General features: G+C 60.7%; 29 protein-coding genes. 11 read left to right on the top strand and 18 right to left on the bottom strand.

What is annotated here, in order from left to right; all coding sequences use genetic code 11:
- Positions 1 to 30 precede the first annotated feature (30 nt).
- From hisG to LOY31_RS04465, 8 genes are all read right to left on the bottom strand, one after another.
- Positions 31 to 666, bottom strand: a complete 636-nt coding sequence (gene hisG / locus LOY31_RS04500; RefSeq protein WP_007953554.1) for an ATP phosphoribosyltransferase — start codon at positions 664 to 666, stop codon at positions 31 to 33.
- A 127-nt stretch (positions 667 to 793) separates the two neighbouring features.
- The gene (gene murA / locus LOY31_RS04495; protein ID WP_007953555.1) at positions 794 to 2,059 is read right to left on the bottom strand and encodes a UDP-N-acetylglucosamine 1-carboxyvinyltransferase; all 1,266 of its coding nucleotides are present in this window, start codon (positions 2,057 to 2,059) and stop codon (positions 794 to 796) included.
- A gap of 22 nt (positions 2,060 to 2,081) precedes the next feature.
- Complete coding sequence (locus tag LOY31_RS04490; RefSeq protein ID WP_039769303.1) at positions 2,082 to 2,321, bottom strand: BolA family protein; 240 nt, start codon at positions 2,319 to 2,321, stop codon at positions 2,082 to 2,084.
- Positions 2,322 to 2,436: 115 nt separating this feature from the next.
- Positions 2,437 to 2,742 carry a lipid asymmetry maintenance protein MlaB gene (locus tag LOY31_RS04485; RefSeq protein ID WP_007953557.1) on the bottom strand — a complete coding sequence of 102 codons (306 nt, stop codon included), beginning with the start codon at positions 2,740 to 2,742 and terminating at the stop codon, positions 2,437 to 2,439.
- Positions 2,739 to 3,389 (bottom strand): phospholipid-binding protein MlaC, encoded by a 651-nt coding sequence (locus LOY31_RS04480; RefSeq protein ID WP_085608079.1) that lies wholly within the window; start codon positions 3,387 to 3,389, stop codon positions 2,739 to 2,741. The genes LOY31_RS04485 and LOY31_RS04480 overlap by 4 nt, the downstream gene beginning before the upstream one ends.
- An 11-nt stretch (positions 3,390 to 3,400) precedes the next feature.
- Complete coding sequence (mlaD, locus tag LOY31_RS04475; protein WP_007953559.1) at positions 3,401 to 3,868, bottom strand: outer membrane lipid asymmetry maintenance protein MlaD; 468 nt, start codon at positions 3,866 to 3,868, stop codon at positions 3,401 to 3,403.
- Positions 3,868 to 4,665, bottom strand: coding sequence for a lipid asymmetry maintenance ABC transporter permease subunit MlaE (mlaE, locus tag LOY31_RS04470; RefSeq protein ID WP_007953561.1), 798 nt, complete (start codon positions 4,663 to 4,665; stop codon positions 3,868 to 3,870). The genes mlaD and mlaE overlap by 1 nt, the downstream gene beginning before the upstream one ends.
- Positions 4,665 to 5,477 carry an ATP-binding cassette domain-containing protein gene (locus LOY31_RS04465; protein WP_007953564.1) on the bottom strand — a complete coding sequence of 271 codons (813 nt, stop codon included), beginning with the start codon at positions 5,475 to 5,477 and terminating at the stop codon, positions 4,665 to 4,667. The genes mlaE and LOY31_RS04465 overlap by 1 nt, the downstream gene beginning before the upstream one ends.
- A 276-nt stretch (positions 5,478 to 5,753) precedes the next feature.
- Here LOY31_RS04465 and LOY31_RS04460 point away from each other — a divergent pair, with 276 nt between their 5' ends.
- From LOY31_RS04460 to LOY31_RS04415, 10 genes are all read left to right on the top strand, one after another.
- On the top strand, positions 5,754 to 6,728 hold the full coding sequence (locus LOY31_RS04460) for a KpsF/GutQ family sugar-phosphate isomerase (RefSeq protein WP_007953565.1): 975 nt from the start codon (positions 5,754 to 5,756) through the stop codon (positions 6,726 to 6,728).
- Positions 6,729 to 7,253, top strand: a complete 525-nt coding sequence (locus LOY31_RS04455) for an HAD family hydrolase (RefSeq protein ID WP_258712915.1) — start codon at positions 6,729 to 6,731, stop codon at positions 7,251 to 7,253.
- Between the two features lie 8 nt (positions 7,254 to 7,261).
- Positions 7,262 to 7,834, top strand: a complete 573-nt coding sequence (gene lptC, locus LOY31_RS04450; protein WP_007953568.1) for an LPS export ABC transporter periplasmic protein LptC — start codon at positions 7,262 to 7,264, stop codon at positions 7,832 to 7,834.
- On the top strand, positions 7,821 to 8,366 hold the full coding sequence (gene lptA, locus LOY31_RS04445) for a lipopolysaccharide transport periplasmic protein LptA (protein ID WP_007953570.1): 546 nt from the start codon (positions 7,821 to 7,823) through the stop codon (positions 8,364 to 8,366). Before lptC ends, lptA begins: the two co-directional genes overlap by 14 nt.
- The gene (lptB, locus tag LOY31_RS04440) at positions 8,366 to 9,091 is read left to right on the top strand and encodes an LPS export ABC transporter ATP-binding protein (protein ID WP_007953572.1); all 726 of its coding nucleotides are present in this window, start codon (positions 8,366 to 8,368) and stop codon (positions 9,089 to 9,091) included. Before lptA ends, lptB begins: the two co-directional genes overlap by 1 nt.
- 186 nt (positions 9,092 to 9,277) lie before the next feature.
- A complete protein-coding gene (locus tag LOY31_RS04435; protein WP_011332472.1) occupies positions 9,278 to 10,771 on the top strand; it encodes an RNA polymerase factor sigma-54 in 1,494 nt (497 codons plus the stop codon).
- Positions 10,772 to 10,844: 73 nt separating this feature from the next.
- Complete coding sequence (gene hpf, locus LOY31_RS04430) at positions 10,845 to 11,153, top strand: ribosome hibernation-promoting factor, HPF/YfiA family (protein WP_007953578.1); 309 nt, start codon at positions 10,845 to 10,847, stop codon at positions 11,151 to 11,153.
- Between the two features lie 11 nt (positions 11,154 to 11,164).
- Positions 11,165 to 11,629 carry a PTS IIA-like nitrogen regulatory protein PtsN gene (ptsN, locus tag LOY31_RS04425; protein ID WP_007953580.1) on the top strand — a complete coding sequence of 155 codons (465 nt, stop codon included), beginning with the start codon at positions 11,165 to 11,167 and terminating at the stop codon, positions 11,627 to 11,629.
- A 2-nt stretch (positions 11,630 to 11,631) separates the two neighbouring features.
- Positions 11,632 to 12,489, top strand: a complete 858-nt coding sequence (gene rapZ / locus LOY31_RS04420) for an RNase adapter RapZ (protein WP_221533396.1) — start codon at positions 11,632 to 11,634, stop codon at positions 12,487 to 12,489.
- A 15-nt stretch (positions 12,490 to 12,504) separates the two neighbouring features.
- Entirely contained in the window at positions 12,505 to 12,780 is a 276-nt protein-coding gene (locus tag LOY31_RS04415) for an HPr family phosphocarrier protein (RefSeq protein ID WP_007953585.1), read from the top strand.
- 39 nt (positions 12,781 to 12,819) lie between these two features.
- Here LOY31_RS04415 and LOY31_RS04410 read toward each other — a convergent pair whose 3' ends face one another.
- The 6 genes from LOY31_RS04410 to pmbA all read right to left on the bottom strand — a co-directional run bounded on the left by LOY31_RS04410 (position 12,820) and on the right by pmbA (position 18,098).
- On the bottom strand, positions 12,820 to 13,713 hold the full coding sequence (locus LOY31_RS04410; RefSeq protein WP_085608078.1) for a ZIP family metal transporter: 894 nt from the start codon (positions 13,711 to 13,713) through the stop codon (positions 12,820 to 12,822).
- Positions 13,714 to 13,743: 30 nt separating this feature from the next.
- Positions 13,744 to 14,355 (bottom strand): superoxide dismutase, encoded by a 612-nt coding sequence (locus LOY31_RS04405; RefSeq protein ID WP_045121714.1) that lies wholly within the window; start codon positions 14,353 to 14,355, stop codon positions 13,744 to 13,746.
- A gap of 1 nt (position 14,356) precedes the next feature.
- Complete coding sequence (locus LOY31_RS04400) at positions 14,357 to 14,797, bottom strand: hypothetical protein (protein ID WP_007953590.1); 441 nt, start codon at positions 14,795 to 14,797, stop codon at positions 14,357 to 14,359.
- A 27-nt stretch (positions 14,798 to 14,824) separates the two neighbouring features.
- On the bottom strand, positions 14,825 to 16,201 hold the full coding sequence (locus LOY31_RS04395) for a lyase family protein (protein ID WP_007953592.1): 1,377 nt from the start codon (positions 16,199 to 16,201) through the stop codon (positions 14,825 to 14,827).
- A complete protein-coding gene (locus LOY31_RS04390) occupies positions 16,182 to 16,589 on the bottom strand; it encodes a FagA protein (RefSeq protein ID WP_085608076.1) in 408 nt (135 codons plus the stop codon). The genes LOY31_RS04395 and LOY31_RS04390 overlap by 20 nt, the downstream gene beginning before the upstream one ends.
- Before the next feature lie 162 nt (positions 16,590 to 16,751).
- A complete protein-coding gene (gene pmbA / locus LOY31_RS04385; protein WP_039769277.1) occupies positions 16,752 to 18,098 on the bottom strand; it encodes a metalloprotease PmbA in 1,347 nt (448 codons plus the stop codon).
- A gap of 108 nt (positions 18,099 to 18,206) precedes the next feature.
- Between pmbA and yjgA the strand changes: the two genes are divergently transcribed.
- Complete coding sequence (gene yjgA, locus LOY31_RS04380; protein WP_007953598.1) at positions 18,207 to 18,731, top strand: ribosome biogenesis factor YjgA; 525 nt, start codon at positions 18,207 to 18,209, stop codon at positions 18,729 to 18,731.
- Positions 18,732 to 18,782: 51 nt separating this feature from the next.
- Here the strand turns inward: yjgA and tldD are convergent, their stop codons facing one another.
- The 4 genes from tldD to rng form a co-directional block, all read right to left on the bottom strand.
- Complete coding sequence (gene tldD / locus LOY31_RS04375) at positions 18,783 to 20,225, bottom strand: metalloprotease TldD (protein ID WP_007953601.1); 1,443 nt, start codon at positions 20,223 to 20,225, stop codon at positions 18,783 to 18,785.
- A 5-nt stretch (positions 20,226 to 20,230) separates the two neighbouring features.
- A complete protein-coding gene (locus tag LOY31_RS04370; RefSeq protein WP_007953603.1) occupies positions 20,231 to 21,091 on the bottom strand; it encodes a carbon-nitrogen hydrolase family protein in 861 nt (286 codons plus the stop codon).
- A 58-nt stretch (positions 21,092 to 21,149) separates the two neighbouring features.
- On the bottom strand, positions 21,150 to 24,953 hold the full coding sequence (locus LOY31_RS04365) for a YhdP family protein (protein ID WP_258712914.1): 3,804 nt from the start codon (positions 24,951 to 24,953) through the stop codon (positions 21,150 to 21,152).
- A 75-nt stretch (positions 24,954 to 25,028) separates the two neighbouring features.
- On the bottom strand, positions 25,029 to 26,486 hold the full coding sequence (gene rng, locus LOY31_RS04360) for a ribonuclease G (protein WP_007953605.1): 1,458 nt from the start codon (positions 26,484 to 26,486) through the stop codon (positions 25,029 to 25,031).
- Between the last annotated feature and the right edge of the window lie 32 nt (positions 26,487 to 26,518).

Genomic DNA, 26,518 nt, shown 5'->3' with positions numbered 1-26,518 from the left:
ACGGGCGCGACTTAACGTCGCGCAGGTACATCAGCCGCGGTGTCGAGACTCCACTGCCTTGCGCAGGGTGTCGATCAACGCCTGGATTCGGGCGTGTTGCATTTTCATCGAAGCCTTGTTGACCACCAGACGCGAGCTGATCGTGGCGATCAGTTCCTGAGGCTCCAGGCCGTTGGCGCGCAGGGTGTTGCCGGTGTCGACCACGTCGATGATCTTGTCGGCCAGGCCGATCAGCGGTGCCAGCTCCATCGAGCCGTACAGCTTGATGATGTCGACCTGACGACCCTGCTCGGCGTAGTAACGCTTGGCGACGTTGACGAATTTGGTGGCGACGCGCAGGCGGCCCTTGGGCTCGACCGCGCCGACCTTGCCGGCGGTCATCAGCTTGCACTGGGCAATCTGCAGATCCAGCGGCTCGTACAGGCCTTGCCCTGTGTATTCCATCAGCACGTCTTTACCGGCAACGCCGAGGTCGGCCGCGCCATGCTCGACATAGGTCGGCACGTCGGTGGCCCGCACGATCAGCAGGCGAACGTCTTCCTGGGTCGTGGGGATGATCAGCTTGCGGCTCTTGTCCGGATTCTCGGTCGGCACGATGCCCGCTTCGGCGAGAAGCGGCAGGGTGTCGTCAAGGATGCGGCCCTTGGACAGTGCGATGGTCAACATGGGAAACGTCAGTCCTTATCAAGGTACTCATGTCCGGTCGCAATCGGCGCCGGACATACATCGAGGGCGTTGCCACCCCCGATCAAAACGAATTCAACGGACACTTCCCTGTGTCCAGATGCAGCGATCAGCCCGGAACGCGACGGATCTTGGCGCCCAGCATCTGCAGTTTTTCCTCGATGCACTCGTAACCACGGTCGATGTGGTAGATGCGGTCGATCAGGGTATCGCCCTGTGCCACCAGCGCCGAAATCACCAGGCTCGCCGAAGCACGCAGGTCGGTTGCCATCACTGGCGCGCCCTTGAGTGTTTCGATGCCGGTCACGATAGCGGTGTTGCCTTCGACCTGGATGTGCGCGCCCATGCGGTGCAGTTCGTACACGTGCATGAAGCGGTTTTCGAAGATCGTCTCGATGACCGCGCCAGTGCCTTCGGCAATGGCGTTGAGCGAAATGAACTGCGCCTGCATGTCGGTCGGGAACGCCGGGTACGGCGCAGTGCGCACGTTGACCGCTTTCGGGCGCTTGCCGTGCATGTTCAGCTCGATCCAGTCTTCACCACAGGTGATTTCTGCGCCGGCTTCACGGAGTTTTTCCAGAACGGCTTCGAGAATGGTCGGATCGGTGTCCTTGACCTTCACGCGGCCACCGGTGACCGCAGCGGCCACCAGGTAGGTACCGGTTTCGATGCGGTCAGGCATGACTTTGTAGAAAGCCGAACCCAGACGCTCGACGCCATCGATGGTGATGGTGTCGGTGCCAGCACCGGACACCTTGGCGCCCATGGCGTTGAGGAAGTTCGCCAGGTCGACCACTTCAGGTTCACGGGCGGCGTTCTGCAACACGCTGCGGCCCTTGGCCAGAGCGGCAGCCATCATGATGTTCTCGGTACCGGTCACGCTGACGGTATCGAAGAAGAAGTGCGCGCCGCGCAGGCCGCCTTCAGGCGCCTTGGCCTTGATGTAGCCGCCTTCGACGTCGATGACCGCGCCCATGGCTTCCAGGCCACGGATGTGCAGGTCGACCGGACGCGAACCGATGGCGCAACCGCCAGGCAGTGCGACTTCGGCTTCACCGAAACGCGCGACCATCGGGCCCAGCACCAGGATCGAGGCACGCATGGTTTTCACCAGTTCGTACGGAGCGATCAGGGTCTTGATGGTGCGCGGGTCGATTTCGACGCTGAGCTTCTCGTCGATCACAGGCTCGATGCCCATGCGACCGAACAGCTCGATCATGGTGGTGATGTCGTGCAGGTGCGGCAAGTTGCCAACGGTAACCGGGCCATCGCACAGCAGGGTGGCAGCCAGGATCGGCAGGGCGGAGTTCTTCGCCCCGGAGATGCGGATCTCGCCATCAAGACGAGCGCCACCGGTAATAATCAATTTATCCATAAGAATCTCGACGCCCTAGGGCTCAGGTGCGCTCGGCCCAGGCCGCGCTGCTGAAAAATTTCATAGTGACCGCGTGGATGCTGCCATCGGCGATCCAAGGGTTCAAATGGGCATAGATGCTTTGCTGACGCTTGACCGGGCTCAACGCCGCCAGTTCATCACTAATCACGTTCAGCTGAAAGTTGCAGCCTTCGCCTTCAACTTCCACCAGCGTTCCTGGCAGCTTTCCTTCAAGGAAGCTCTTCACTTCTACGGCCTGCATGCTCAACCTCAATCGGCGCCCTGTGCGCACGGGTCGGACATCATACAAAAAAGCCCCGCGCCTGCGAACCCCGCTGCGCAGGACTCTGACGGGGGGCTTCTCTATAGATGCGGGTTCAGGGTTGCGCCAACAGCTCGGTCAGTTCGCTGACCTGAGCAATTTCGCGCATGTCTTCGGGCATCCCGCGAATGCTGACCGCCTTGCCGGCGGCCTTTGCATCGCGAATGAAGCACAGCAGCAGCGACAGACCGACGCTGCTGGACTTCTCCACCGCCGAGCAATCGATCACCAATGCCGGGGCATTGCACGACTTGATCAGCGCCCGGCCCTGCTCGCGCAGATCAGGGCCGGTGCGGTAATCCAGCACGCCACTGAGCTGCAGCTCACTGGCTTCGTCCAGACGAATGGCCGACTCGGTCATTGGGCTGGCTTCTCGTTCTGCTCGGCCGACTGCTTGGCCTTGGCGACTTCACCGGCCCAGCCATTGATGGTCTTGTCCAGGTCGTTGCCATTGCGCTGCATGGCGTCGGCGAACTGGTCACGGAACAGCTTGCCGATGTTGATGCCGTTGATGATCACGTTACGCAGTTTCCACTCGCCGTTGATCTTCTCCAGGGTGTACGACACCGGATAGATCGCGCCGTTGTTGCCCTTGACGGTCATGCCGACGCTGGTGCGGTCGCCCGACTCATCCTTGGGAGCATCAACGGTGATGCCCTGGTTGTTGTACTCGAGCAGCGCGTTGCCGTAGAACTGGAACAGGCCGCGCTTGAAGTTTTCCTCGAAGGTCTTCATCTGCGCCGGGGTTGCCTTGCGCGAATACTTGACCGTCATGATGCTCTTGGAAATGCCCTCGGCATCCACGACCGGCCCGACGATGGTGTTCAACGCGGTGTAGAAGTCCTGCGGATCCTGCTTGTACTTCTCTTTGTTGGCCGACAGATCGGCGAGCATCCGGTTTGTGGTGTCCTGAACCAGATCGTGCGCCGATTGTGCCGCCACGGCGTTAGCCACCAGCGGCAGTGCCGCAAGCAACACCAACAGGCCACGTCGCAAGGTAGAGATCATTCAAAAGCTCCTCATTTGGCGTCTTTGCTAACGGTATTGAGCAGGAATTTACCGATCAGGTCTTCCAGTACCAGAGACGACTGTGTGTCGTGGATGGTTCCACCATCCTTCAGGCGGGTGTCTTCCCCGCCCACGCTGATACCGATGTATTTCTCGCCCAGCAGACCCGCTGTCAGGATAGATGCTGTGGAGTCGGTCGGCAGGTTGTCGACGCTTTTATCCACTTGCAGGGTCACCCGACCGGTGAAGCTGTCGCGGTCCAGATCGATCGCGGTGACCTTGCCGATGGTCACACCCGCCATGGTCACTTTGGCTCTGACCGTCAAACCGGCGATATTGTCGAAATAGGCGTAAAGCTTGTAGGTATCGGTGGTCGAAGTCGGAGACAGGCCACTGACCCGCAGGGCGAGCAGCAACAAGGCCAGGATCCCTGCCAGCAGGAACAGGCCGACACCGATTTCCAGGGTGCGGTTTTGCATCAGAAATCTCCAAACATCAAAGCGGTCAGAATAAAGTCCAGGCCGAGTACTGCCAGCGAGGCGTAAACCACGGTCTTGGTGGTGGCACGGCTGATCCCCTCGGAAGTGGGTTCGCAGTCATAGCCTTGAAATACGGCGATCCAGGTGACGACAAAAGCGAATACTGCACTTTTGATGATGCCGTTGAGCACATCGTCACCGAAGCTCACGCTGTTCTGCATGTTCGACCAGTAGGAACCTTCGTAGACGCCCAGCCAGTCGACGGCGACCCACGAACCGCCCCAGATGCCGACCACGCTGAAGATCATCGCCAGCACTGGCAGGGAAATGAAGCCGGCCCACAGACGCGGGGCAATGATGTACTTGAGCGGGTCGACCCCGATCATTTCCAGGCTGGACAACTGTTCGGTGGATTTCATGTTGCCGATTTCCGCCGTCAGCGCCGAACCTGCACGCCCGGCGAACAGCAGCGCAGTCACCACCGGCCCCAGCTCACGCAACAGGGTCAGTGCCACCATCTGGCCGACAGCCTGCTCCGAGCCATAGCTCGAAAGGATGTTGAAGCCCTGCAGCGCCAGCACCATGCCGATGAAGATCCCGGACACCACGATGATCACCAGCGACATCACGCCGACGGAATGCAGCTGCTTGACCAGCAGGCCGAAACCGCCGCCGATGCCACCACGCCCGAGCAAGGCATGAAACAGGAACAGGGTCGAACGCCCGAACACTGCGACGCTGTCGATTCCGGCGAGACCGAAACGACGCACACGCTCCATTAATGTAATTCTGCGCATCAGCGGCGCTTCCCCAGAAGATCGGCGCGGTAATCCGGCGCTGGAAAGTGATACGGCACCGGGCCGTCGGGTTCACCGGTCATGAACTGGCGGATACGCGGATCGTCCGAGCTCATCAGTTCGTCCGGCGTGCCCTGCCCCAATACCTGGCCATCACCGACCACATAGATGTAGTCGGCGATGCTCGCGGTTTCGGCGAGGTCGTGGGAGACCACGATGCTGGTAATCCCCAGGGCATCGTTGAGCAGACGGATCAGGCGAACCAGAACGCCCATGGCGATCGGATCCTGGCCGACGAACGGTTCGTCGTACATGAGGATCTGCGGATCGAGGGCAATGGCCCGGGCCAGTGCGACACGGCGTTTCATGCCGCCGGACAGCTCGTCAGGCATCAGTTCGATCGCACCGCGCAGCCCCACCGCCTGCAATTTGAGCAGCACGATGTCGCGGATCATCTCGTCCGGCAGGTCGGTATGAACGCGCAGCGGAAAGGCGACGTTCTCGAACACATCGAGATCGGTGAACAGCGCACCGCTCTGAAACAGTACGCCCATGTGCTTGCGCGCATCGAACAGATCGCTGCGCGACAGCTTCGGCAGGTTCTGGCCGTTGACCCAGACCTCGCCCTTGGATGGCCGCAACTGGGCGCCCATCAGGCGCAACAGCGTGGTCTTGCCACACCCGGAAGGCCCCATGATGCCGGTGACCTTGCCGCGCGGGATGCGGATATCGACGTTATTGAAAATGCTCCGCGCACCGCGCTTGAAGGAGACTCCCTTCAGCTCGACCGCGTAGGCGTTATCGGCACTCATCTAAACTCCTTGCGATGCAGCCTCTCACTCGGACGCCTGGCTTCCTGGAAGAAAGCCCCTACATCCCGGGCAGGCCGAACTGGCGGCGAACTATATCACTGCAAAGGGCAAGCGCCCAAGGCCTGCACCGGTCCGCATTCGGCGAGCTGAAGGGCTTGAAGCCTTATTTACAGAGTTTTGGTAACGAGGAATGACAAAGCACGACGAACTTGCGTGAGGCTTTTCAACATAACCGCTATAATCGCCGCCTTTTCATCGGGCTATACGATTTCTGACATGAGCCAAACCAGCGACCTGATTCAATCGGCACAACGCACCATCCGCCTCGAAGTGGAAGCCGTACAAGGCTTGTTGCCCCATATCGACGCCGATTTCGTACGCGCTTGCGAGATGATTCTGGCCAGCAAGGGCCGTGTTGTCGTAGTCGGCATGGGCAAGTCCGGGCACATCGGCAACAAGATTGCCGCGACCCTGGCCAGCACCGGCACCCCGGCGTTTTTCGTGCATCCGGCCGAGGCCAGCCACGGCGACATGGGCATGATTACCCGTGACGACGTGATTCTGGCCCTGTCGAACTCCGGTTCCACCAACGAAATCGTCACCCTGCTGCCACTGATCAAGCGCCTGGGCATCCAGCTGATCAGCGTCACCGGCAACCCGCAATCGCCGCTGGCCAAGGCCGCCGAGGTCAACCTGAACGTTCACGTCGAGCACGAAGCCTGCCCGCTGAACCTGGCACCGACCTCTTCGACCACCGCCGCGCTGGTCATGGGCGATGCCTTGGCCGTGGCGCTGCTGGAAGCGCGCGGTTTCACCGCCGAAGACTTCGCCTTTTCCCACCCGGGCGGCGCACTGGGCCGACGCCTGCTGCTGAAAGTGGAAAATGTCATGCACGCCGGCCAGGAACTGCCGCAAGTACAGCGCGGCACCCTGCTCAAGGACGCGTTGATGGAGATGACCCGCAAGGGTCTGGGCATGACCGTCATTCTTGAAGCGGACGGCAAACTGGCCGGAATCTTCACTGACGGCGACCTGCGCCGCACCCTGGATCGCAGCATCGATATCCACAGCGCCACCATCGACCAGGTGATGACCGTGCACGGCAAGACCGCCCGCGCCGAAATGCTCGCTGCCGAAGCCCTGAAAATCATGGAAGACCACCGAATCAACGCACTGGTTGTCGTGGATGAAGAAGATCGCCCGGTCGGCGCCTTCAACCTCTCCGACCTGCTGCGCGCAGGAGTGATGTAAATGAGCAACGATCTGCTGCAACGCGGCAAAGCCATCAAACTGGCGGTTTTCGACGTCGACGGCGTCCTCACCGACGGGCGCCTGTACTTCCTTGAAGACGGCAGCGAGTTCAAGACTTTCAATACACTCGACGGTCAGGGCATCAAGATGCTGATGAACGCCGGCGTCCAGACCGCCATCATCAGCGGTCGCAAGACCCCGGTGGTCGAGCGTCGGGCAAAAAACCTGGGCATCCCGCACCTGTTTCAGGGTCGCGAAGACAAACTCGTCGTTCTCGACGGTCTTCTGGAGCAACTGGGCCTAAGCTATGAACAAGTGGCCTATCTCGGCGACGACCTGCCGGATCTGCCGGTGATCCGTCGCGTGGGGCTGGGCATGGCCGTAGCCAACGCCGCCGCTTTTGTACGCGAGCACGCTCACGGCGTGACCCTGGCCCGTGGCGGCGAAGGTGCCGCCCGCGAATTCTGCGAACTGATCCTGCGCGCCCAAGGCAGCCTCGACGCCGCCAACAACGCGTACCTGTGAGTCCAACCATGTTTAGCAAAAAGTTTCGCAACATCCTGCTGTTCGGTTGCATCGCAGCGATTTTCGGTGCGGTCGGCTACTGGAACATCAGCCCGGAACGCTTCCTCGACAAGCCGCCGGTTTCGGCAGAGGAAAGCCCGATCGACTGGTATGCGACCAATACCCACACGATCCAGTACCTCGAAGACGGCAAAGTGCAATACGAAATGACGTCCGACAAGGCTGAGCACGTCAAGGCGACCGACATTACACTGGTCACCAAACCCGATCTGAACATGTTCCGTGGCACCGATTTCCCATGGCACGTGACCAGCGAGCGCGGTGAAGTGAACTCCGGTGGCACCGAGGTCGAGCTGATCGACTCGGTACGCGTCAAGCGCACCGACGAAAAGAACCGCGACACCCTGATCACCTCCACTCGCATGACGGTGTTCCCGCAGCAGCAATATGCGCAGACCCAGCAACCCGTTAGAATCGACGGCGCTGGCGGTGTATCGACTGGCGTAGGAATGAAAGCGTATTTGAAGGAAAGCAGGATACACCTGCTATCGAACGTAAGAGGACAGTATGAGGCTCGTTAAAACCCTCCCTATTTTGCTCAGTCTGGGCGCAGCACTGGGAAGCGTGAGCGCCTGGGCTCTGCCGAACGATCAAGAGCAGCCAATCCGCATTCAGGCCGACGATGCCCAGCTGGACGACAAGAACGGCGTTGCCACCTACAAAGGCGACGTGATCATCACCCAGGGTTCGATGATCGTCAAAGGCAACACCGTGACCATGACCCGTGCGCCTAACGGCGATATCGACGTCGTGACTTCGGTGGGCAACCTCGCCTACTTCGAACAGTTGCAGACTGCTGGCGACACCAAACCCGTTCAGGGCTGGGGTGTGACCATTCAGTATCACGCGGCGCAAAACCGCGTTGTATTGATCGACAAGGCAAAAGTCGTCGACAAGGACAACAACACCACTCAGGGCGAGAAAATCGTCTATGACACGGTGAAGAAACTGGCCAGCGCCGGTCGAGCCACTGGCAGCAAGGTCACCGAAGCGCGTCCGCGCATCGACATGGTGATCCAGCCGAAGAAGAAAACCGACGAGAAAACCCAGTAATGGCAACTCTGAAAGCTCAGCACCTGGCCAAGGCCTATAAAAGCCGCCAGGTCGTGCGCGACGTCAGCCTGTCGATCGACAGCGGTCAGATCGTTGGCCTGCTCGGCCCGAACGGCGCCGGCAAGACCACCTGCTTCTACATGATCGTTGGCCTGGTCCAGGCCGATCAGGGTCGCGTACTGATCGACGACCTGGACGTCAGCCACCAGCCGATGCACGGTCGCGCCAAGGCCGGTATCGGCTATCTGCCGCAAGAAGCGTCGATCTTCCGCAAACTGTCGGTGGCCGACAACATCATGGCCATCCTCGAGACTCGTCAGGAGCTCGACAAGGCCGGCCGTCGCAAGGAGCTGGAAAGCCTGCTGCAGGAATTCCACATCAGCCACATCCGCGACAACCTCGGCATGAGCCTGTCCGGTGGTGAGCGCCGCCGCGTGGAAATCGCCCGCGCACTGGCCACGGCACCGAAGTTCATCCTGCTCGACGAACCGTTCGCCGGTGTCGACCCGATCTCCGTGGGCGACATCAAGCAGATCATCCATCACCTCAAGGCCAAGGGCATCGGCGTTCTTATCACCGACCACAACGTCCGTGAGACGCTGGATATCTGCGAAACCGCCTACATCGTCAACGACGGCCAGTTGATCGCCGAAGGCGACTCCGCGACCATCCTCGCCAACGATCTGGTGAAGGAAGTCTATCTGGGTCACGAGTTCCGCCTGTAAGCACGACGGCATTCGACCAGCCGTCCGGGTGCTGTAACGTTGAAGCGCCTTTTTATACGCTTTTATTGTTACAGCGCTCTAGGCAAACACGACAGTTTCAGGCATATAATTTGCTTAAGTTTGGCGCTCCGGCGCCCTGTAGTGGATGGCGCATAGCGCCGGCGAATAAGGTGTTAAGCCCCTGCCATGAAACCATCGCTAGTCTTGAGAATGGGCCAGCAGCTGACGATGACACCGCAGCTGCAACAGGCCATCCGCCTGCTCCAATTGTCGACCCTGGATCTGCAACAGGAAATCCAGGAGGCTCTGGAATCCAATCCGATGCTCGAACGCCAGGAAGACGGCGACGACTTCGACAACTCCGATCCCATGGCCGACAACGCCGAACAGAAGCCCAACACCGAGATCCAGGAACCCTCCTATCAGGAGACCGCGCCGACAGTCGATAACCTCGAAGACGGCGAATGGAACGAGCGAATCCCCAACGAACTGCCCGTCGACACCGCCTGGGAAGACGTCTACCAGACCAGCGCCAGCAGCCTGCCCAGCAGCGACGATGACGAGTGGGACTTCACCACCCGCACCTCCGCCGGCGAGAGCCTGCAAAGCCACCTGCTGTGGCAGTTGAACCTGGCACCGATGTCCGACACCGATCGCCTGATCGCCGTCACCCTGATCGATTGCATCAACAATCAGGGCTACCTCGACGAAACCCTCGAAGAAATCCTCGACGCCTTTGATCCGGAGCTCGACATCGAGCTGGACGAGATCGAAGCCGTCCTTCACCGCATTCAGCAATTCGAACCGGCCGGCATCGGCGCACGCAACCTGGGCGAATGCCTGCTGCTGCAATTGCGCCAGCTGTCGGCCAAGACCCCTTGGCTGGCCGAGGCCAAGCGCCTGGTCACCGATTACATCGACCTGCTCGGCAGCCGCGATTACAGCCAGCTGATGCGCCGCATGAAGCTCAAGGAAGACGAGCTGCGCCAGGTCATCGAACTGGTGCAGAGCCTCAACCCGCGCCCCGGTTCGCAAATTGAATCCACCGAAGCCGAGTACGTGGTGCCTGACGTCATCGTGCGCAAGGACAACGAGCGCTGGCTGGTCGAGCTGAATCAGGAGTCGGTGCCGCGTCTGCGAGTCAACGCCCAGTACGCCGGTTTCGTGCGCCGCGCCGACACCAGTGCCGATAACACCTTCATGCGCAATCAGTTGCAGGAAGCCCGCTGGTTCATCAAGAGCCTGCAGAGCCGCAACGAAACCCTGATGAAAGTGGCCACCCAGATCGTCGAGCACCAGCGCGGCTTTCTGGAGTACGGCGACGAAGCCATGAAGCCGCTGGTGCTGCATGACATCGCTGAAGCCGTGGGCATGCACGAGTCGACGATTTCCCGCGTGACCACGCAAAAATTCATGCATACCCCACGGGGCATATATGAACTGAAATACTTTTTCTCCAGCCATGTGAGCACCTCCGAAGGCGGTGAATGCTCGTCCACGGCGATCCGCGCGATCATCAAGAAACTGGTTGCCGCGGAAAATCAGAAAAAGCCGTTGAGTGACAGCAAGATCGCTGGTTTACTGGAGGCACAAGGCATTCAGGTGGCTCGCCGCACCGTCGCCAAGTACCGCGAATCCCTCGGGATCGCGCCTTCGAGCGAACGCAAGCGGTTGATGTAAGCCACGTTACAGCGTTCCAGTGGCAGGCTCTTCGGCCTGCCGCTTTATGCACTGGCAACGAAGGAGAAGCTGTATGCAAGTCAACATCAGTGGACACCAACTGGAAGTTACCCAACCTCTCCGTGAGTACGTTGAGCAAAAGCTCAAGAGGCTTGAGGGACATTTCGACAAGATCACCAACGTGCAAGTCACGATGTGCGTCGAAAAGCTGAAGCAGAAAATCGAAGCCACGCTGCATATTCCCGGCAACGAGGTCGTCGCAAACGCGGAACATACCGATATGTACGCTGCGATCGACGCGCTGACCGACAAGCTTGATAAACAACTCAAAAAGCATAAGGAAAAGACCCAGAGCCTGCTTCAGGGCGCTACCGGTCGATAACCCCCACCCCCATGATCCGACTTGAAAGTATCCTGACCCCCGGCCGTTCCCTGGTGAACGTGCCGGGCGGCAGTAAAAAGAAAGCCCTCGAACAAATTGCCAACCTGATCGCCCGGGAAGTCCCGGATCTGGAGATGCAAGATGTCTTCGAGGCATTGATTGCCCGTGAAAAACTGGGTTCCACCGGTTTTGGCAACGGCATCGCCATTCCTCACTGCCGCCTCAAGGGCTGTGAAGCGCCGATCAGTGCGCTGATGCACCTTGATGCTCCTATCGATTTCGACGCTATCGACGGTGCGCCTGTGGACCTGCTGTTCGTCCTGCTGGTGCCGGAAGCCGCCACCGATGCGCACCTGGAACTGTTACGCCAGATCGCCAGCATGCTCGACCGCAAGGACGTGCGCGACAGACTGCGTAGCGCGCCAAGCAACGAAGCGTTGTACCAGGTTGTACTGGAAGAACAGAACAGGCCGTAACCATGCGCTTGATCATTGTCAGTGGCCGTTCCGGCTCGGGTAAAAGTACCGCCCTGGATGTCCTTGAGGACAACGGTTACTACTGCATCGATAACCTGCCGGCCGGTCTACTGCCGGAGCTGGCCGAACGCGCCCTGATTCACACCGAGCTGGCGCAGCCACTGGTGGCGGTCTCGATCGATGCACGCAATCTGCCGAGCCATCTGACCCGATTTCCGGAATTGCTTGAGGACGCACGTGCCAAGCATATTCAATGCGATGTCCTGTACCTGGATGCCGACGAAGAAACGCTGCTCAAGCGTTTCTCTGAAACTCGTCGCCGCCACCCACTGAGCAACGCCAATCGTTCGCTGGCAGAGGCCATTCAGGATGAAAGCGCCCTGCTCGGCCCCATTGCCGATCTTGCCGACCTGAAAATCAACACCACCAACCTCAATCTCTATCAGCTGCGCGACACCATCAAACTGCGCCTGTTGAACCAGCCGGAGCCGGGCACGGCGTTTCTGGTGGAGTCGTTCGGTTTCAAACGCGGCATGCCGGTGGATGCGGATCTGGTGTTCGATGTACGCTGCCTGCCGAACCCGTACTGGAAACCGGAGCTGCGCGCGCAATCCGGTCTCGATCAGCCGGTCGCCGAATATCTGGCGGCGCAGCCGGAGGTCGAGGAGATGTACCAGGACATTTACGCGTATCTGTACAAATGGTTGCCACGCTTTGCGGCGAGCAACCGCGCTTACGTCACCATTGCCATCGGCTGCACCGGCGGGCATCACCGTTCCGTTTACCTGACCGAACGTCTTGGCCAGGCGCTGCAGAAGACCCTGAAGAACGTCCAGGTTCGCCACCGCGACCTCAGCTAAAGGATTCACACCGCGATGCCTGCTCGTGAAATCGAAATCATCAACAAGCTGGGCCTGCATGCCCGCGCATCGGCAAAATTCGTCGGAGTGGCGGGCCAGTTTCCCGATTGCACGATCAGAGTGGGCCGCACCCCGGAAACCACGGTTGACGGTAAAAGCATCATGGCGATGATGATGCTCGCAGCCGGCAAGGGCACCAAGATCCACCTGAGTACCGATGGCCACCAGGAACAGGAAGCCATGGACGCGCTGGTGACCCTGATCAACAACTACTTCGACGAAGGTGGTTGAAAACGCTTGAAGCGAGGGAGCATGCTCCCTCCTCCCGGTTCATCCCAACGCGGTATCCATCACCATCATCAGACAGAAGCCGATCAGCAATCCCAGGCTTGCCAGCTTCTCGTGACCATTGCGTCGCGACTCCGGAATGACCTCGTGAGTCACCACCAGCAGCATAGCGCCTGCCGCCAACGCCAATCCCAAAGGCAGCAACAACTCGGCAAGACTGACCAGCCAAGCGCATAGCAGCGCGAACACCGGCTCGACCAGACCTGACGCGGCACCAATCAAAAACGCCTTGACCCGCGACATCCCGGCACCGGCCAGTACCAGTGCAATCACCAGCCCTTCCGGCACATCCTGCAAGGCAATGCCCATCGCCAGACTGTCTGCGTCCGGCATCCCACCACCCGCCGAGACGCCGACCGCCATGCCTTCCGGGATGTTATGGGCAATGATGGCGAACACGAACAACCAGATCCGTGGCGGAATCACCGGATGCTCGACAGTGCCGATGAGCATTTCCGGCGAGGCACCCGACACCCGGCGATCAACCAGATACAGGCCGAACGCCCCGAGCATGATGCCGAAACAGATCAGGCCGCTGGCGCCCCACGGGCTCAGACCCAGACTTTCGGCGGCGGCGATTCCCGGCACGATCAGCGAAAACGCGGTTGCCGCCAGCATCACGCCGGCGCCAAAACCCAGCAGCGTATCGCCCAGCGCCTGGGGCATGTTGCGGATCACCAGCACCGGAACCGCGCCGAGGGCGGTGCCGAGGGCGCAGATCGCGCCGCCCTGTAACGCTCGCGACAGCCTCGGTTCCAGATTCAGCCATTCCAGTCCGTGGGCGACCAGCAAGGTCATGCCCGCCAACAGCAGCAGCGATCCAATTGCGTAACGAAACATACGCCCACTTCCGATCGCCAGTGTTTCAGTGCCCATAGTCAGCCTTGGATTGTTTTTATAGGAGACTTAAACCAGCGCGGCCTGATAGCGCGCAGCGACTTCTGGCCAGTTGATCACGTTGTAGAACGCGCTGATGTATTCCGGCCGACGGTTCTGATAGCGCAGATAGTAGGCGTGCTCCCACACGTCGAGGCCGAGAATCGGCGTGTTGCCGTTCATCAGTGGGCTATCCTGGTTACCGCTGCTTTCCACCACCAGTTTCTTTTCCGGGGTGACGCTGAGCCAGGCCCAGCCACTGCCGAAGCGGGTCAGTGCGGCTTTGGTGAAGGCCTCTTTGAAGCTGTCGAGGCCACCCAGTTGCTCATCGATCGCCTTGGCCAGCGCGCCGTCCGGCTTACCGCCACCGCCGGGCACCATCACTTCCCAGAACAGCGAATGGTTGGCGTGACCGCCGCCCTGATTGATCACCGCCGCGCGGAGTTTTTCCGGCAGTTGCTGGACACTGGCAACCAGTTTCTCCACCGGCCATTCCGCGAACTCGGTGCCCTCGACCGCAGCGTTCAGGTTATTGATGTAGGTCTGGTGATGCTTGGTGTAGTGGATCTCCATGGTTTGCGCATCAATGTGCGGCTCCAGTGCGTCATAGGCGTAAGGCAAGGCTGGCAGGGTAAAAGCCATTTCAATGGACTCCATGGTGATGTGGGGCAGGCGCGCGGCGCGCATTGCCGGTATCCGGGTGCAGCAAACGCTGGGTGCGCGGGTATTCGCCGTGTTCGCTGATGAAATTGAGCAGCTCGACGTAGGTTTTGCTGCTCTGGCGAAGGGCTGCTTCACGCAGCGCCGGGCGCAGGCGCTCGTCCTGCATGGTCTGCAACAGGCGCTGGTGGATCGCGCAGAGGTATTCGGCGCTCTCCTCCGGCTGATTCAGGCGCAGATGCAGATCCGCCAGGTTGTGGTGGGAGATGACGCAGGCCGCCACCGCTTCGTCGGCATCGGCCCAGCGCTCGAACAACACCTGTGCCAGGGCCAATGCTTGCAGGTAGGCCTCGCGGGCATCGATCAGCTCGCCCAGCATGAAGCAGCGATTGGCCCGTTCGATCGTGCGTTTCCAGTGCTCCATGGTGAACCTCCAAAGCGGTTGCGGTGCTTACACGCCGCCGGCGGTGAGCTTCTCGGGATTGAGCAACTCTTCCAGCTGGCTGCGCGACAGGTCGGTGTGTTCCAGCGCAACGTCGATCACCGGGCGACCCTGTTTGTAGGCCTGCTTGGCGATTTCGGCGGCTTTCTGGTAACCGATGATCGGGTTGAGCGCAGTGACCAGAATCGGGTTGCGCGACAGCGCTTCCTTGAGGCGCGACTCGTTGACCTTGAAGCTGGCAATCGCCTTGTCACCCAGAAGACGGCTGGAGTTGGCCAGCAACTCGATGCTGCTCAACAGGTTCTGGGCGATGATCGGCAGCATTACGTTCAGTTCGAAATTGCCCGACTGCCCGGCGATGGTGATCACCGAGTCATTGCCGATCACTTGCGCGGCGACCATGGCGGTGGCTTCCGGAATCACCGGATTGACCTTGCCCGGCATGATCGACGAGCCCGGTTGCAGGCCTTCCAGTTCGATTTCACCGAGACCGGCAAGCGGGCCGGAGTTCATCCAGCGCAGGTCGTTGGCGATTTTCATCAGCGAAACGGCAGTGGCCTTGAGCTGCCCCGACACGGCTACAGCAGTGTCTTGTGAGCCGATCAGGGCGAACAGATCCTTGCCCGGTGTGAACTGGACGTTGGTCAACTGGCTCAATTGGCGGCTGAAACGCGCAGCGAATTCCGGATGCGCATTGATCCCGGTGCCGACCGCCGTGCCGCCCTGGGCCAGGGATTGCAGGCTTGGCAGCAAATCCTGCAGGTGACCGATATTGGCCTTGAGCTGCTGCGCCCAACCGTTGAGCACCTGGCTCATGCGCACCGGCATGGCGTCCATCAAGTGGGTGCGGCCGGTCTTGACGTGGTGATGGACTTGCTCGGACTTGCGTTCGATCACTTGCACCAGATGCAGCAGCGCTGGCAGCAGTTGTTCATGCAAGGCCAGCGCGGCGCTGACGTGGATGGTGGTCGGAATGATGTCGTTGCTGCTCTGCCCGCAGTTGACATGGTCGTTGGCGTTCACCGGCTCTTCGAGCAGACGGCTGGCCAGGGTGGCGATCACTTCGTTGGCGTTCATGTTGGAGCTGGTGCCGGAGCCGGTCTGGAATATATCCACCGGAAAATGCTGCATGAAGTCGCCTTCCAGCAGACCTTGGGCGGCATCGCTGATGGCTTTGCCTTGCGCGGCGCTGAGCTGGTTGAGTTCGACGTTGGCGCGGGCGGCGGCCGCTTTCGCCAGAATCAGGGCGCGGATGAACTGGGTCGGCATCGGTTTGCCGCTGATCGGGAAGTTATCCACTGCGCGCTGGGTCTGCGCGCCGTAGAGAGCGTCCACCGGCACCTGCAGTTCGCCCATGCTGTCGCGCTCAATACGTGTCTTGGTCATCGGTAAATCCTTGGACTAATTCAATGAGAGGAATCGAGGGTTGCAACTCGCAGGTGGCGAGCTGCCAGGTGTAGCTTTGCCAGCGTTTGAGCCGGCATTTGCACAACGACAGGCGCTCCATTTCACGCAGCGGGCGCCAGGCCTGATCGAGGCAGAGGCTGCGCCAGTGCCACGGCAACGCGATGTCGGTGGCCGTGTCGAGCAGCAGACGGAAAGAGGTTTCGGCGACCGTCCAGGGCGAGGTCGCCGTGCAGCAGGCCAGGTATCGACCTTCGGCCAGGTAGTGTTCGATCAGGCGCGGTTCGTCGGGATCCATCGCGCAACGGATCTGGCGACTCATCCAGCGCCAGCTTTCGAGATACGGCTGCTCGTGCAAGGCAGAACTCATGATCCTGGGCTCATCCGATAATGAGATTTATTATTAGATGATAATGAGAACCAAAACAAGAGCGGCTTTTTTGCTGCCTTCACCAACCCGAAAAATTTGCGAACACAAAAAAAGGCGCGCCACCCAATCGGGTGGCGCGCCTTTTTTGTAACTGCCTGCGGCTTAGCTGCCCGCGACCGTCATCTTCTCGATCAACACCGAACCGGTGCGAATGTTGCTGCGAAGCTCCAGATCGTTACCCACCGCGACGATCTGCTTGAACATGTCACGCATGTTGCCGGCGATGGTCACTTCCTGCACCGCGAACTGGATTTCACCGTTCTCGACCCAGAAACCCGCCGCACCGCGCGAGTAATCACCGGTCACCATGTTCAGGCCATGGCCCATCAACTCGGTGACCAACAGGCCACGCCCCATACGCCGCAGCAAGGCAGCCTGGTCTTCATCGCCATGGGTGACGAACAGGTTATGCACGCCGCCCGCGTTAGCGGTGCTCGGCATGCCGAGTTTGCGACCGGAATAAGTGCCAAGGATGTAAGAGACCAACTCGCCTTTCTCGACGAACGGTTTGGCATAGGTCGCCAAGCCGTCACCATCGTAGGAAGCACTGCCCATGGCACGCATCAGGTGCGGACGCTCGTCGATGGTCAGCCATTCCGGGAACAGCTTCTGCCCCAGGGTGCCTTCGAGGAACGACGATTTGCGATAGAGACTGCCGCCGGAAATCGCCGACAGGAAACTACCGAACAACCCACCCGCCAGTTCCGCCGAAAACAAAACCGGCACTTCGCAGGTCGGCACCGGACGCGCACCCAGACGGCTCGCCGCCCGCTGTGCCGCACGCTGACCAATGCTCACCGGATCCGCCAGCAAGCTGCCCTGACGGTTCACGTCATACCAGTAATCGCGCTGCATCTGGCCATCGGCTTCTGCAATCATCACGCAGCTCAGGCTGTGTCGGGTCGAAGCGTAACCACCGATGAAACCGTGGCTGTTGCCGTACACGCGGCAGCCCTGATGGGTGCTCAACGTGGTGCCATCGGCATTCTTGATGCGCGCATCGGCGTCGAACGCGGCGGCTTCGCAGAGGAGTGCCTTCTCGATGGCCTGTTCCGGAGTGATGTCCCATTGGTGGAACAGGTCGAAATCCTGAATATCCCGGGCCATCAGCGCGGCATCGGCCAACCCCGAGGCTTCGTCTTCGGAGGTGTGCTTGGCAATCGCCAGCGCCGCAGCGACGGTTTCGCGAATCGCATCCGGCCCGGTGGCGGACGTACTGGCCGAACCCTTGCGCTGGCCGACGTACAACGTGATGCCAAAACCTTGATCGCGGTTGAACTCGACCGTTTCGACTTCACGTTGACGCACCGACGTCGACAGGCCCTGCTCCAGCGACACCGCTACTTCGCAGGCACTGGCACCCTGACGCTTGGCTTCGGCGATGATCTGCTCGACCTGTTCCTGCAGTGCCGGCAATGCCTGTGGGCCGACGCTTTCAACTGCACTCATGCTCATCTCCACTCAAATTCTGCTTTCGGCTGGGGCCTTCGAGCGACCGGGCCGGACAAGCGGCCCCCGACTGGTTATCATGGCGGCGTTTCTTTGCGGACTGCCACCATGGTTGATTCTTACGACGACTCCCTCGATACGGGAGAAAAAAGCAAATCCCAGGTCAAACGCGAGCTACATGCTCTGGTTGACCTTGGCGAGCGCCTTACAACGCTCAAGCCCGACTTGCAGGCAAAACTGCCATTGACCGACGCTTTGCGCCGGGCCCTGGCCGATGCGCCCAAGCACACCGCGAACATCGCGCGTAAACGGCATTTGCAGTTCATCGGCAAACTGATGCGCGATCAGGACACTGACGCGATTCTCACCTTGCTCGATCAACTCGATGCCTCTACCCGTCAGTACAACGAGCGTTTCCACAACCTCGAACGCTGGCGTGACCGCCTGATCGCCGGTGACGATGCCGTGCTGGAGAAATTCGTCGTCGATTACCCGGACGCCGACCGCCAGCAACTGCGTTCCCTGATCCGTCAGGCCCAGCACGAGGTTGCGCAAAACAAACCTCCTGCCTCAAGCCGCAAGATCTTCAAGTACATCCGTGAGCTGGACGAGACTCAACGCGGTCTGCGTTGATATTCGCCACCGGGTGGCCGCACCGCGCGCCACCCGAAGCTCCATCCCTTCTTACGCGCCCGTGCCACCCACGGTGATCGCATCGATTTTCAGGGTCGGCTGACCGACACCCACCGGCACCGACTGCCCGTCCTTGCCGCAAGTCCCCACACCGCTGTCCAGCGCCAGGTCGTTACCGACCATCGACACCCGGCTCATCGCTTCCGGACCGTTGCCGATCAACGTTGCGCCTTTGACCGGCGCAGTGATCTTGCCGTCTTCGATCAGATAAGCCTCGCTGGTGGAGAACACGAACTTGCCGCTGGTGATGTCGACCTGACCGCCGCCGAGGTTGGCGCAGTAGATGCCCTTTTTCACCGAGGCGATGATTTCCGCCGGATCGCTCTGGCCGCCGAGCATGTAAGTGTTGGTCATCCGAGGCATCGGCAAGTGTGCGTAGGATTCGCGACGACCGTTGCCTGTGCGGGCCACGCCCATCAGCCGCGCATTGAGCTTGTCCTGCATGTAACCCTTGAGCACGCCGTTTTCGATCAGCGTAGTGCACTCGGTCGGGGTGCCTTCGTCGTCGACGCTCAGGGAACCGCGACGACCGCTCAGGGTGCCGTCATCGACGATAGTGCAAAGCTTGGATGCAACCATTTCGCCCATGCGACCGCTGTAGGCGGAACTGCCCTTGCGGTTGAAATCGCCTTCCAGACCGTGGCCGACCGCTTCGTGCAGCAGCACGCCGGACCAGCCCGAACCCAGAACAACCGGCAAGGTGCCGGCCGGTGCCGGAATCGCTTCCAGATTCACCAGCGCCTGACGCAGCGCTTCACGGGCATAACCCATGGCGCGGTCTTCAGCGAGGAAATAACGGTAGTCGGTACGCCCGCCGCCGCCATGGCCACCACGCTCGCGACGGCCGTTCTGCTCGACGATTACGCTGACGTTGAAGCGCACCAGCGGACGCACATCGGCAGCCAGGCCGCCGTCGGTCGAGGCCACCAGAATCCGTTCCCAGACCCCGGCCATGCTTACGCTGACCTGCTGGATACGCGGATCGAGGGCGCGGGTCGCTACGTCGATGCGCTTGAGCAGTTCGACTTTTTCAGCGCGGCTCAGGACTTCCAGCGGATTATCCGGCGCGTACAACTGGGCGACGTCCTGGGTGCTGAACGCCTGTACCGTGCCGTTCTGCCCGGCGCGGGAAATCGAACGGGCCGCACGGGCCGCTGCGCCGAGGGCTTCGAGGGTGATCGCGTTGCTGTAGGCGAAACCGGTTTTCTCACCGGACTGCGCACGCACGCCGACACCCTGGTCGAGGTTGAAACTGCCTTCCTTGACGATGCCGTCTTCCAGCGACCAGGACTCGGAAATCTGCCCCTGGAAATACAGGTCGGCCGCATCGATGCCTGGACCCGCCAGATCACCGAGTACGCCCTGCAGGCTCTCGATCGTCACGCCGCCGGGCGCCAACAGGTGATCACTGACTGAGGACAACAACTCGCTCATAGGTTTTACGCCTTAAATTCGTGTTCTGAAGCAGGTCGCTGTGCGCCCTGCGAAAAAAACCGCCGATGACCCGTCACCGGCATTCGCGCCCGAATGGACGCTTGTTCATTGCTGTCGCGTTCGGCCAGCAACACGGCTTCGCCTTGTTCCTGCTGCGCCAGCACGCGGCCCCACGGGTCGACAATCGCCCCGTGGCCAAAGGTTTCACGCGGCCCTGGATGCGTCCCGCCCTGGGCTGCCGCCAGCACGTAACACTGGGTTTCAATGGCCCGCGCGCGGATCAGTACATCCCAGTGCGCCGCCCCCGTCACTGCGGTGAAGGCCGACGGTGCGGTAATCAGTTCAGCCCCGGCTGCGCGCAATTCGCTGTACAGCTCCGGGAAGCGCAGGTCGTAACACACTGTCAGGCCCAATCGCCCCACAGGCGTGTCTGCGACCACCACGCCGCTGCCATAAGCATAGTCATCGGATTCGCGGTAACGGCCGCGATTGTCTGCTACGTCGACATCGAACAGGTGCAACTTGTCATAGCGTGCAACGATTTCGCCCTGATCGTTCACCAGCAACGAGCAGGCATGGGACTTCGCCTCGGGCTGCCCCACCGGCGGTAACGGCAAGGTGCCGGCCACAATCCATAACCTGAGGTCGCGGGCGGTCTGTTTCAACCACGGCAGGATCGGGCCTTCGCCGAGCGCTTCGGCGCGGCCGATATCGGCGATGTCGCGACGGCCCATGGCGGCGAAGTTTTCCGGCAGCACGGCCAGCTTCGCACCGGCGCTGGCTGCTTGTTCGAGCAAACGTCGGGCATCGCGCAGATTGGCCAGCACATCGCTCTGGCTGACCATTTGAATCACCGCTAAAGACATGGCGCACTCCGCAAGAGGTATGCGGCCATGCTACTCCATCGGTTCAGGGGCTGGCTGTTCAAAAAGGCTTGTCGAAGGTGATTTTCGGCTCTTTCCATGGGCCTTTGACGGTGTATTTGACGCTGGCGAACCGCGCCACGCGATCGCCGATCAGCTTGTCGATCAGGAACAATGCACCGCCGACTGCCGGCGCGCCGACAATCAGCGCGGCAATTGGCAGGTTGTTGGTCACCGGCAAAGTCACCAGCAATTTGGCATCCACCTTGTCGCCCACCAGATCCAGCGTGCCGTCCAGTTCCAGGTTGCTCGAAGGACCGGTCAACTTGATCGGTTCTTTCGTCACATAAACGCCGTTGGTCGCCTCCAGCAATCCCTTGACCCGGTCATAGCTGAGGCCCTTGCCGAACAGGTCGGAGAAGTCGAGGCGCAAACGCCGGCCAATCGAGTTGAAGTTGAGCAGACCAAACACGCGCAATGCCTGAGCGCCGCCCTCCACTTCAACAAATTGGCCTTTGTTGAGGGACGCATCGAGGGTGCCGGAGAAGCGCTTGGTCGCCAGCCACGCCGGCGAGCCCGGCCAGCGGCCGTCGACATCCATGTGGAATTCTTCGCTGGTGACGCTCGGTGCAAAACCCCAGCCCTTGAGCACATCGGCGAGGTTCTTGCCGCCGATCCGCCCCTTGTACCAACTGGTCGTGGCACCGGGTGTGCCTTCCCAGCCGCCGCTGCCCTGCAGGAGGATGCCCTTGAGGCCCAGATCGAGGTTGTTCAGGGCGATGCCCTTGGCGGTCGGCCGAACCTTGAGCGACCAGCCGCCGACCAGATCCTGGCCCTGGAACAATTGATTGATCGTGATATCCAGCGCCGGAATTTTGCTCGGATCGACCGAGGCCAGCGGATCCGGCGCGTTCTCGTCGGCCTGCACCGTCGGGTCCGGTGCCGGCAACCGCACGTATTGCAGGTTCACCGCAATCGGCGCGCCCTTGGCGTCGGGAATGCCGGCCGTGCCTTTGGCCTGCTGACTGTCGAGGGCCAGAGCCCAGGCGCCGGGCTTGCGATTGACCTGCACTGCCGCCTGATCCAGCGTGGTGCCGAAGGCCGTGAGCTTGCCGATCTTGAAGTCCGCGCTGCTGAGCAACTGCTTGGCGTTGCCGCCCGGGTCCTGACCAGCATACTTGTCCAGCAGATCCTGCCAGGGTTTGACGTCCAGCTCGGACAACACGCCGCGTATCCGCAGGCCTTTGTTACCCGGCAATACGGCTTCGCCAGCGCCGAGGAACAACTCGCCCCGGCCATCGGCAAAATTGCCCGGTGGCGCAGCGAAGGTGAAGTTGGCCAGTTGATCGTAATTGACCCAGTAACGCCGCTCCTGTCCCTGCAAGGTCATGCGGAACACCGTGTCACGCCCGACATCGGCCGCCATGCCGAACGGCGCCGGCAGATCCACCGCCACGCCCTTCAGGCTTGAGCTGACCATCAACTGGCTGTCGGCGCCGTCCAGATTCACTTGCAGCTGATAAGGGATGGTTCCGGACACCGGCAACGGCTGGGTCACGCCCAGCCAGTCGGTGAGCTTCTTGACTTCGACCTGCCCCGACGCTGCCACTCTTGTCTTGAGCTTGCCGGGGCCGCCGTCGGCGAAGATCTGCGCAGTGACCGGTTTGTCGAAGGCCCGGGCACTGATGTTCTGCCCGCTCAGGCCCTTGGCGCTGTCGAAGCGGAAATCGCCCTTGAGCTGGCTCAGTTCGAGCTTCGGCTCCGCCAGCTTCAATCGCGCATTGGCAGTTTTGAAGTCGACGAGGATTTTCGGCTGATCGCCCTTGGCCAACGGCACATCGAGTTTGAGCTTGCCTTGCAGATCACCCTCGCCTTCCCAGCCGGCGAAGGTGTCGGCGGTACCGATCGGCGCCTCCTGAAGAATCTTCAAGCCATCGCCCAGCCCGCCGGCAAAACTGCCGTCGAGGAACATATGGCTGTGCTCGCCGCTCGGCACATGGGGAATATTGACGAAGACATCGCTGACCTGCGTGTCGAGCAACTGACCCTTGCTGGCGAGAATCCGCACGCCGCTGTCTTCGATGAACACGTCACCGCTGACCTTGCTCACGTGCGGCCAGCCCGGCTGGAACGCCAGCTCGGCGTCGTGCACCTTGAAGAACAGACTGATGCTGCGATCTGCTTCCCCGGCGTTCTTGTTCAGCGAGCCCTGATACTGGAAGAAGCCTTGATCCACCGCGCCCTTGAGAATCGCCGTGCGCAGCCATTCGTCGAGGGCCGGGCTCAGGACTTCCGGCAGGTACTTGGCGGTGTAACGACCGTCGCCGTCCACCAGGCCGACCCGCAGGTCCATGTAGTCTTCCTGGCTGTGATCGAAATGCAGGCGGATCAGAAAGTCGCCGGCAATCTTGCCTTCCTCGCCGAGCACCTTCAGGTACGGTGCGATCAGGGTGAAACCTTCTTTATCGAGCTTCCAGGTCAACCGCGCGTTGGCCTGAATGTATTGCCACGGCTTGGCGAAAATCGGATCGAGGTGCAGGACGAAATCCTTGCTGTCCATACGCAGCTCGCCGCCGCCGAGGTTGCCGCTGAGACTGCCGCTGACATTCCGCGCGGCCGGCGCGCCGTGATAGGCGTAGAAACCGACCTGGTCAAGGTTGGCGGCGAAGCCAAATTTGCTGTCATCGGTGGCGTTCGGCCGGAAATCCAGCAGCACGTTACGCAGCCCGCCGGTCACTTTCAGGCGCTCGACCACGGTCGCGAAGCCTTGGGGTAACGGGCCGAGGGCATTGAGCAAAGGGGTGATTGGCGTCAGGTCGAGCCGATCGGCCTGCAGATGCCAGAGTTCTTCGTTCTTGTCGGTGGCGGCAGTCTGTTTGATCTGCACATGCGATTCCCAACGGGTTTCGCCGAAATTCATCGCCAGCGAATCAAGCGTGACAGTGGCCCCCTCGGGACCGCGCTGGAAGTAGCCATTGAGCGCCAGATTGTTGATCTGGATCGGCTTGCGTTCGGCGTAGGCACCGGTCAGTTGCGGCGCGTTGAGACGAATCGCAGCACTCTGCAACGCCCCCTCGCGCCAGTTGACCCACAGCTCGCCACCGGCCTTGATCTCGGAGAAATTCCATTGCTGGGTCACGCGCTCGGGCAGCCATTTCGACCAGTCGCTCTGCGGCAGGCTGACGTAACCTTCCACTTCGCTGCCCTGCCACTGACTCGGACGAATCCGCGTGCGCAGGCTCAGCGCCACGGGCTGGCCGTCAGGCAGTGTCAGTCGTGCATCGAGGCGCTGACGGCTGGTGCCGGTCTTGAGATTGAGGCCGACATACGTGAGGGTTAGCGGTGCCTGTTCCCGCGGTTGCAAGGTCACCTGACTGTCGAGCACCGACAGTTGCTGAATCATTTGCATGCGGTTGAACAGTTGCTCGGGATCCATGGGCTGATCCTGCTGCACCGGCAAGCCTTCCAGCGCCCACTTTCCGTCTTCGCCTTCCTTGAGGCTGATCTTCAGACCGTTGAGTTCAAGGTGGGCGATGCGCACTTCGCGGGCAATCAGGCTGGCCCACAGATCCGGCACCGCACGCACCCGATCCAGGCGCAAGGCATTGGCGCCGCTGCCGACCATCACGTCATGGGCCAGCAGGATCGGCGCGAATCCACTCCAGTTGCCTTCCAGCTCGCCGATCTGCAGCGGCATGCCCAAGGCGGCACTGGCCTTGTCTTCGATATCGGTGCGGTATTCGGCCACCAGTGGCGTGAGTTCCCGGCCGAGACTGACGTACAACGCCATCAATACCAGAACCAACGCGCACAGGCCCAGACCCCAGCGGGTCAGTGCGGCCAAAATGCGTGTCAGACGTTCCATGTCAGTTGGCTCCCATGGCAAAAATACTGCAAAAAGCTGAGGCCAGCCGTTTCAGGAAAAGGGTGACGCAGGGGTTCAGAGCAGCACCACGTCATATTGTTCCTGGGAATACATGGTTTCTACCTGGAAGCGTATGGTGCGCCCGATGAAACCTTCAAGTTCGGCCACGTTACCGGACTCTTCATCGAGCAGGCGATCCACCACTTTCTGGTTCGCCAGCACCCGATAACCCTCGGCCTGATAGGCCCGGGCTTCACGCAGGATCTCGCGGAAAATCTCGTAGCAAATGGTTTCCGGGGTTTTCAGCTTGCCCCGGCCCTGACAACTGCTGCACGGTTCGCACAGCACCTGCTCGAGGCTTTCGCGGGTGCGCTTGCGCGTCATCTGCACCAGGCCCAACTCGGTAATGCCGATGATGTTGGTCTTGGCGTGATCGCGCTCCAGCTGTTTCTCCAGGGTACGCAGCACCTGACGCTGGTGCTCTTCGTCTTCCATGTCGATGAAGTCGATGATGATGATCCCGCCCAGATTGCGCAGGCGCATCTGCCGGGCAATTGCGGTCGCGGCTTCGAGGTTGGTCTTGAAGATGGTTTCTTCGAGGTTGCGATGACCGACGAACGCCCCGGTGTTCACATCGATGGTGGTCATGGCTTCCGCTGGATCGATCACCAGATAGCCGCCGGACTTCAGCGGCACCTTGCGCTCCAGGGCTTTCTGGATTTCGTCTTCGACGCCGTACAGGTCAAAAATCGGTCGCTCACCCGGGTAGTGTTCCAGACGGTCGGCGATTTCCGGCATCAGTTCGGCGACGAACTGCGTGGTTTTCTGGAAGGTTTCCCGGGAGTCGATACGGATTTTCTCGATCTTCGGGCTGACCAGATCGCGCAGGGTGCGCAGCGCCAGGCCTAAGTCTTCGTAGATCACGCTCGGTGCACCGATGGTTTTGATCTGTTCGTTGATCTGATCCCACAGGCGGCGCAGGTAGCGGATGTCCATCAGGATCTCATCGGCCCCGGCACCTTCGGCGGCGGTACGCAAAATGAAGCCGCCAGCCTCCTTGATGCCTTCTTTGGCCACGCAATCGCTGACCACCTGCTTGAGGCGTTCGCGCTCGGCTTCGTCTTCGATCTTCAGGGAAATACCGACGTGGGCGGTGCGTGGCATGTACACCAGATAGCGCGACGGGATCGACAGTTGCGTGGTCAGCCGCGCACCTTTGGAACCGATCGGATCCTTGGTGACCTGCACCACCAGGCTCTGGCCTTCGTGCACCAGAGCGCTGATGCTTTCTACCGCCGGGCCTTCGCGCAGGGAGATTTCCGAAGCATGAATGAAGGCTGCGCGATCCAGACCGATGTCGACGAATGCCGCCTGCATGCCCGGCAGGACTCGCACCACCTTGCCTTTATAGATGTTGCCGACGATCCCGCGTTTTTGCGTACGCTCGACGTGCACTTCTTGCAGCACACCGTTTTCGACCACCGCCACGCGCGATTCCATCGGCGTGATGTTGATCAGAATCTCTTCACTCATGGCAGGGTCTCGTTCAGGCATGTTCACGATAA

The organism is Pseudomonas sp. B21-021 (genome assembly GCF_024749205.1).
In the GTDB taxonomy this organism is placed as follows: domain Bacteria; phylum Pseudomonadota; class Gammaproteobacteria; order Pseudomonadales; family Pseudomonadaceae; genus Aquipseudomonas; species Aquipseudomonas paraglycinae.
This window is presented reverse-complemented; position numbering and strand designations above follow the sequence as displayed.

What these genes read in the sequence shown, in the direction of transcription:
- hisG (WP_007953554.1), bottom strand. Translation starts at nt 666, where the DNA reads ATGTTGACCATCGCACTGTCCAAGGGCCGCATCCTTGACGACACCCTG.
- murA (WP_007953555.1), bottom strand. Translation starts at nt 2,059, where the DNA reads ATGGATAAATTGATTATTACCGGTGGCGCTCGTCTTGATGGCGAGATC.
- LOY31_RS04490 (WP_039769303.1), bottom strand. Translation starts at nt 2,321, where the DNA reads ATGCAGGCCGTAGAAGTGAAGAGCTTCCTTGAAGGAAAGCTGCCAGGA.
- LOY31_RS04485 (WP_007953557.1), bottom strand. Translation starts at nt 2,742, where the DNA reads ATGACCGAGTCGGCCATTCGTCTGGACGAAGCCAGTGAGCTGCAGCTC.
- LOY31_RS04480 (WP_085608079.1), bottom strand. Translation starts at nt 3,389, where the DNA reads ATGATCTCTACCTTGCGACGTGGCCTGTTGGTGTTGCTTGCGGCACTG.
- mlaD (WP_007953559.1), bottom strand. Translation starts at nt 3,868, where the DNA reads ATGCAAAACCGCACCCTGGAAATCGGTGTCGGCCTGTTCCTGCTGGCA.
- mlaE (WP_007953561.1), bottom strand. Translation starts at nt 4,665, where the DNA reads ATGCGCAGAATTACATTAATGGAGCGTGTGCGTCGTTTCGGTCTCGCC.
- LOY31_RS04465 (WP_007953564.1), bottom strand. Translation starts at nt 5,477, where the DNA reads ATGAGTGCCGATAACGCCTACGCGGTCGAGCTGAAGGGAGTCTCCTTC.
- LOY31_RS04460 (WP_007953565.1), top strand. Translation starts at nt 5,754, where the DNA reads ATGAGCCAAACCAGCGACCTGATTCAATCGGCACAACGCACCATCCGC.
- LOY31_RS04455 (WP_258712915.1), top strand. Translation starts at nt 6,729, where the DNA reads ATGAGCAACGATCTGCTGCAACGCGGCAAAGCCATCAAACTGGCGGTT.
- lptC (WP_007953568.1), top strand. Translation starts at nt 7,262, where the DNA reads ATGTTTAGCAAAAAGTTTCGCAACATCCTGCTGTTCGGTTGCATCGCA.
- lptA (WP_007953570.1), top strand. Translation starts at nt 7,821, where the DNA reads ATGAGGCTCGTTAAAACCCTCCCTATTTTGCTCAGTCTGGGCGCAGCA.
- lptB (WP_007953572.1), top strand. Translation starts at nt 8,366, where the DNA reads ATGGCAACTCTGAAAGCTCAGCACCTGGCCAAGGCCTATAAAAGCCGC.
- LOY31_RS04435 (WP_011332472.1), top strand. Translation starts at nt 9,278, where the DNA reads ATGAAACCATCGCTAGTCTTGAGAATGGGCCAGCAGCTGACGATGACA.
- hpf (WP_007953578.1), top strand. Translation starts at nt 10,845, where the DNA reads ATGCAAGTCAACATCAGTGGACACCAACTGGAAGTTACCCAACCTCTC.
- ptsN (WP_007953580.1), top strand. Translation starts at nt 11,165, where the DNA reads ATGATCCGACTTGAAAGTATCCTGACCCCCGGCCGTTCCCTGGTGAAC.
- rapZ (WP_221533396.1), top strand. Translation starts at nt 11,632, where the DNA reads ATGCGCTTGATCATTGTCAGTGGCCGTTCCGGCTCGGGTAAAAGTACC.
- LOY31_RS04415 (WP_007953585.1), top strand. Translation starts at nt 12,505, where the DNA reads ATGCCTGCTCGTGAAATCGAAATCATCAACAAGCTGGGCCTGCATGCC.
- LOY31_RS04410 (WP_085608078.1), bottom strand. Translation starts at nt 13,713, where the DNA reads ATGGGCACTGAAACACTGGCGATCGGAAGTGGGCGTATGTTTCGTTAC.
- LOY31_RS04405 (WP_045121714.1), bottom strand. Translation starts at nt 14,355, where the DNA reads ATGGCTTTTACCCTGCCAGCCTTGCCTTACGCCTATGACGCACTGGAG.
- LOY31_RS04400 (WP_007953590.1), bottom strand. Translation starts at nt 14,797, where the DNA reads ATGGAGCACTGGAAACGCACGATCGAACGGGCCAATCGCTGCTTCATG.
- LOY31_RS04395 (WP_007953592.1), bottom strand. Translation starts at nt 16,201, where the DNA reads ATGACCAAGACACGTATTGAGCGCGACAGCATGGGCGAACTGCAGGTG.
- LOY31_RS04390 (WP_085608076.1), bottom strand. Translation starts at nt 16,589, where the DNA reads ATGAGTTCTGCCTTGCACGAGCAGCCGTATCTCGAAAGCTGGCGCTGG.
- pmbA (WP_039769277.1), bottom strand. Translation starts at nt 18,098, where the DNA reads ATGAGTGCAGTTGAAAGCGTCGGCCCACAGGCATTGCCGGCACTGCAG.
- yjgA (WP_007953598.1), top strand. Translation starts at nt 18,207, where the DNA reads ATGGTTGATTCTTACGACGACTCCCTCGATACGGGAGAAAAAAGCAAA.
- tldD (WP_007953601.1), bottom strand. Translation starts at nt 20,225, where the DNA reads ATGAGCGAGTTGTTGTCCTCAGTCAGTGATCACCTGTTGGCGCCCGGC.
- LOY31_RS04370 (WP_007953603.1), bottom strand. Translation starts at nt 21,091, where the DNA reads ATGTCTTTAGCGGTGATTCAAATGGTCAGCCAGAGCGATGTGCTGGCC.
- LOY31_RS04365 (WP_258712914.1), bottom strand. Translation starts at nt 24,953, where the DNA reads ATGGAACGTCTGACACGCATTTTGGCCGCACTGACCCGCTGGGGTCTG.
- rng (WP_007953605.1), bottom strand. Translation starts at nt 26,486, where the DNA reads ATGAGTGAAGAGATTCTGATCAACATCACGCCGATGGAATCGCGCGTG.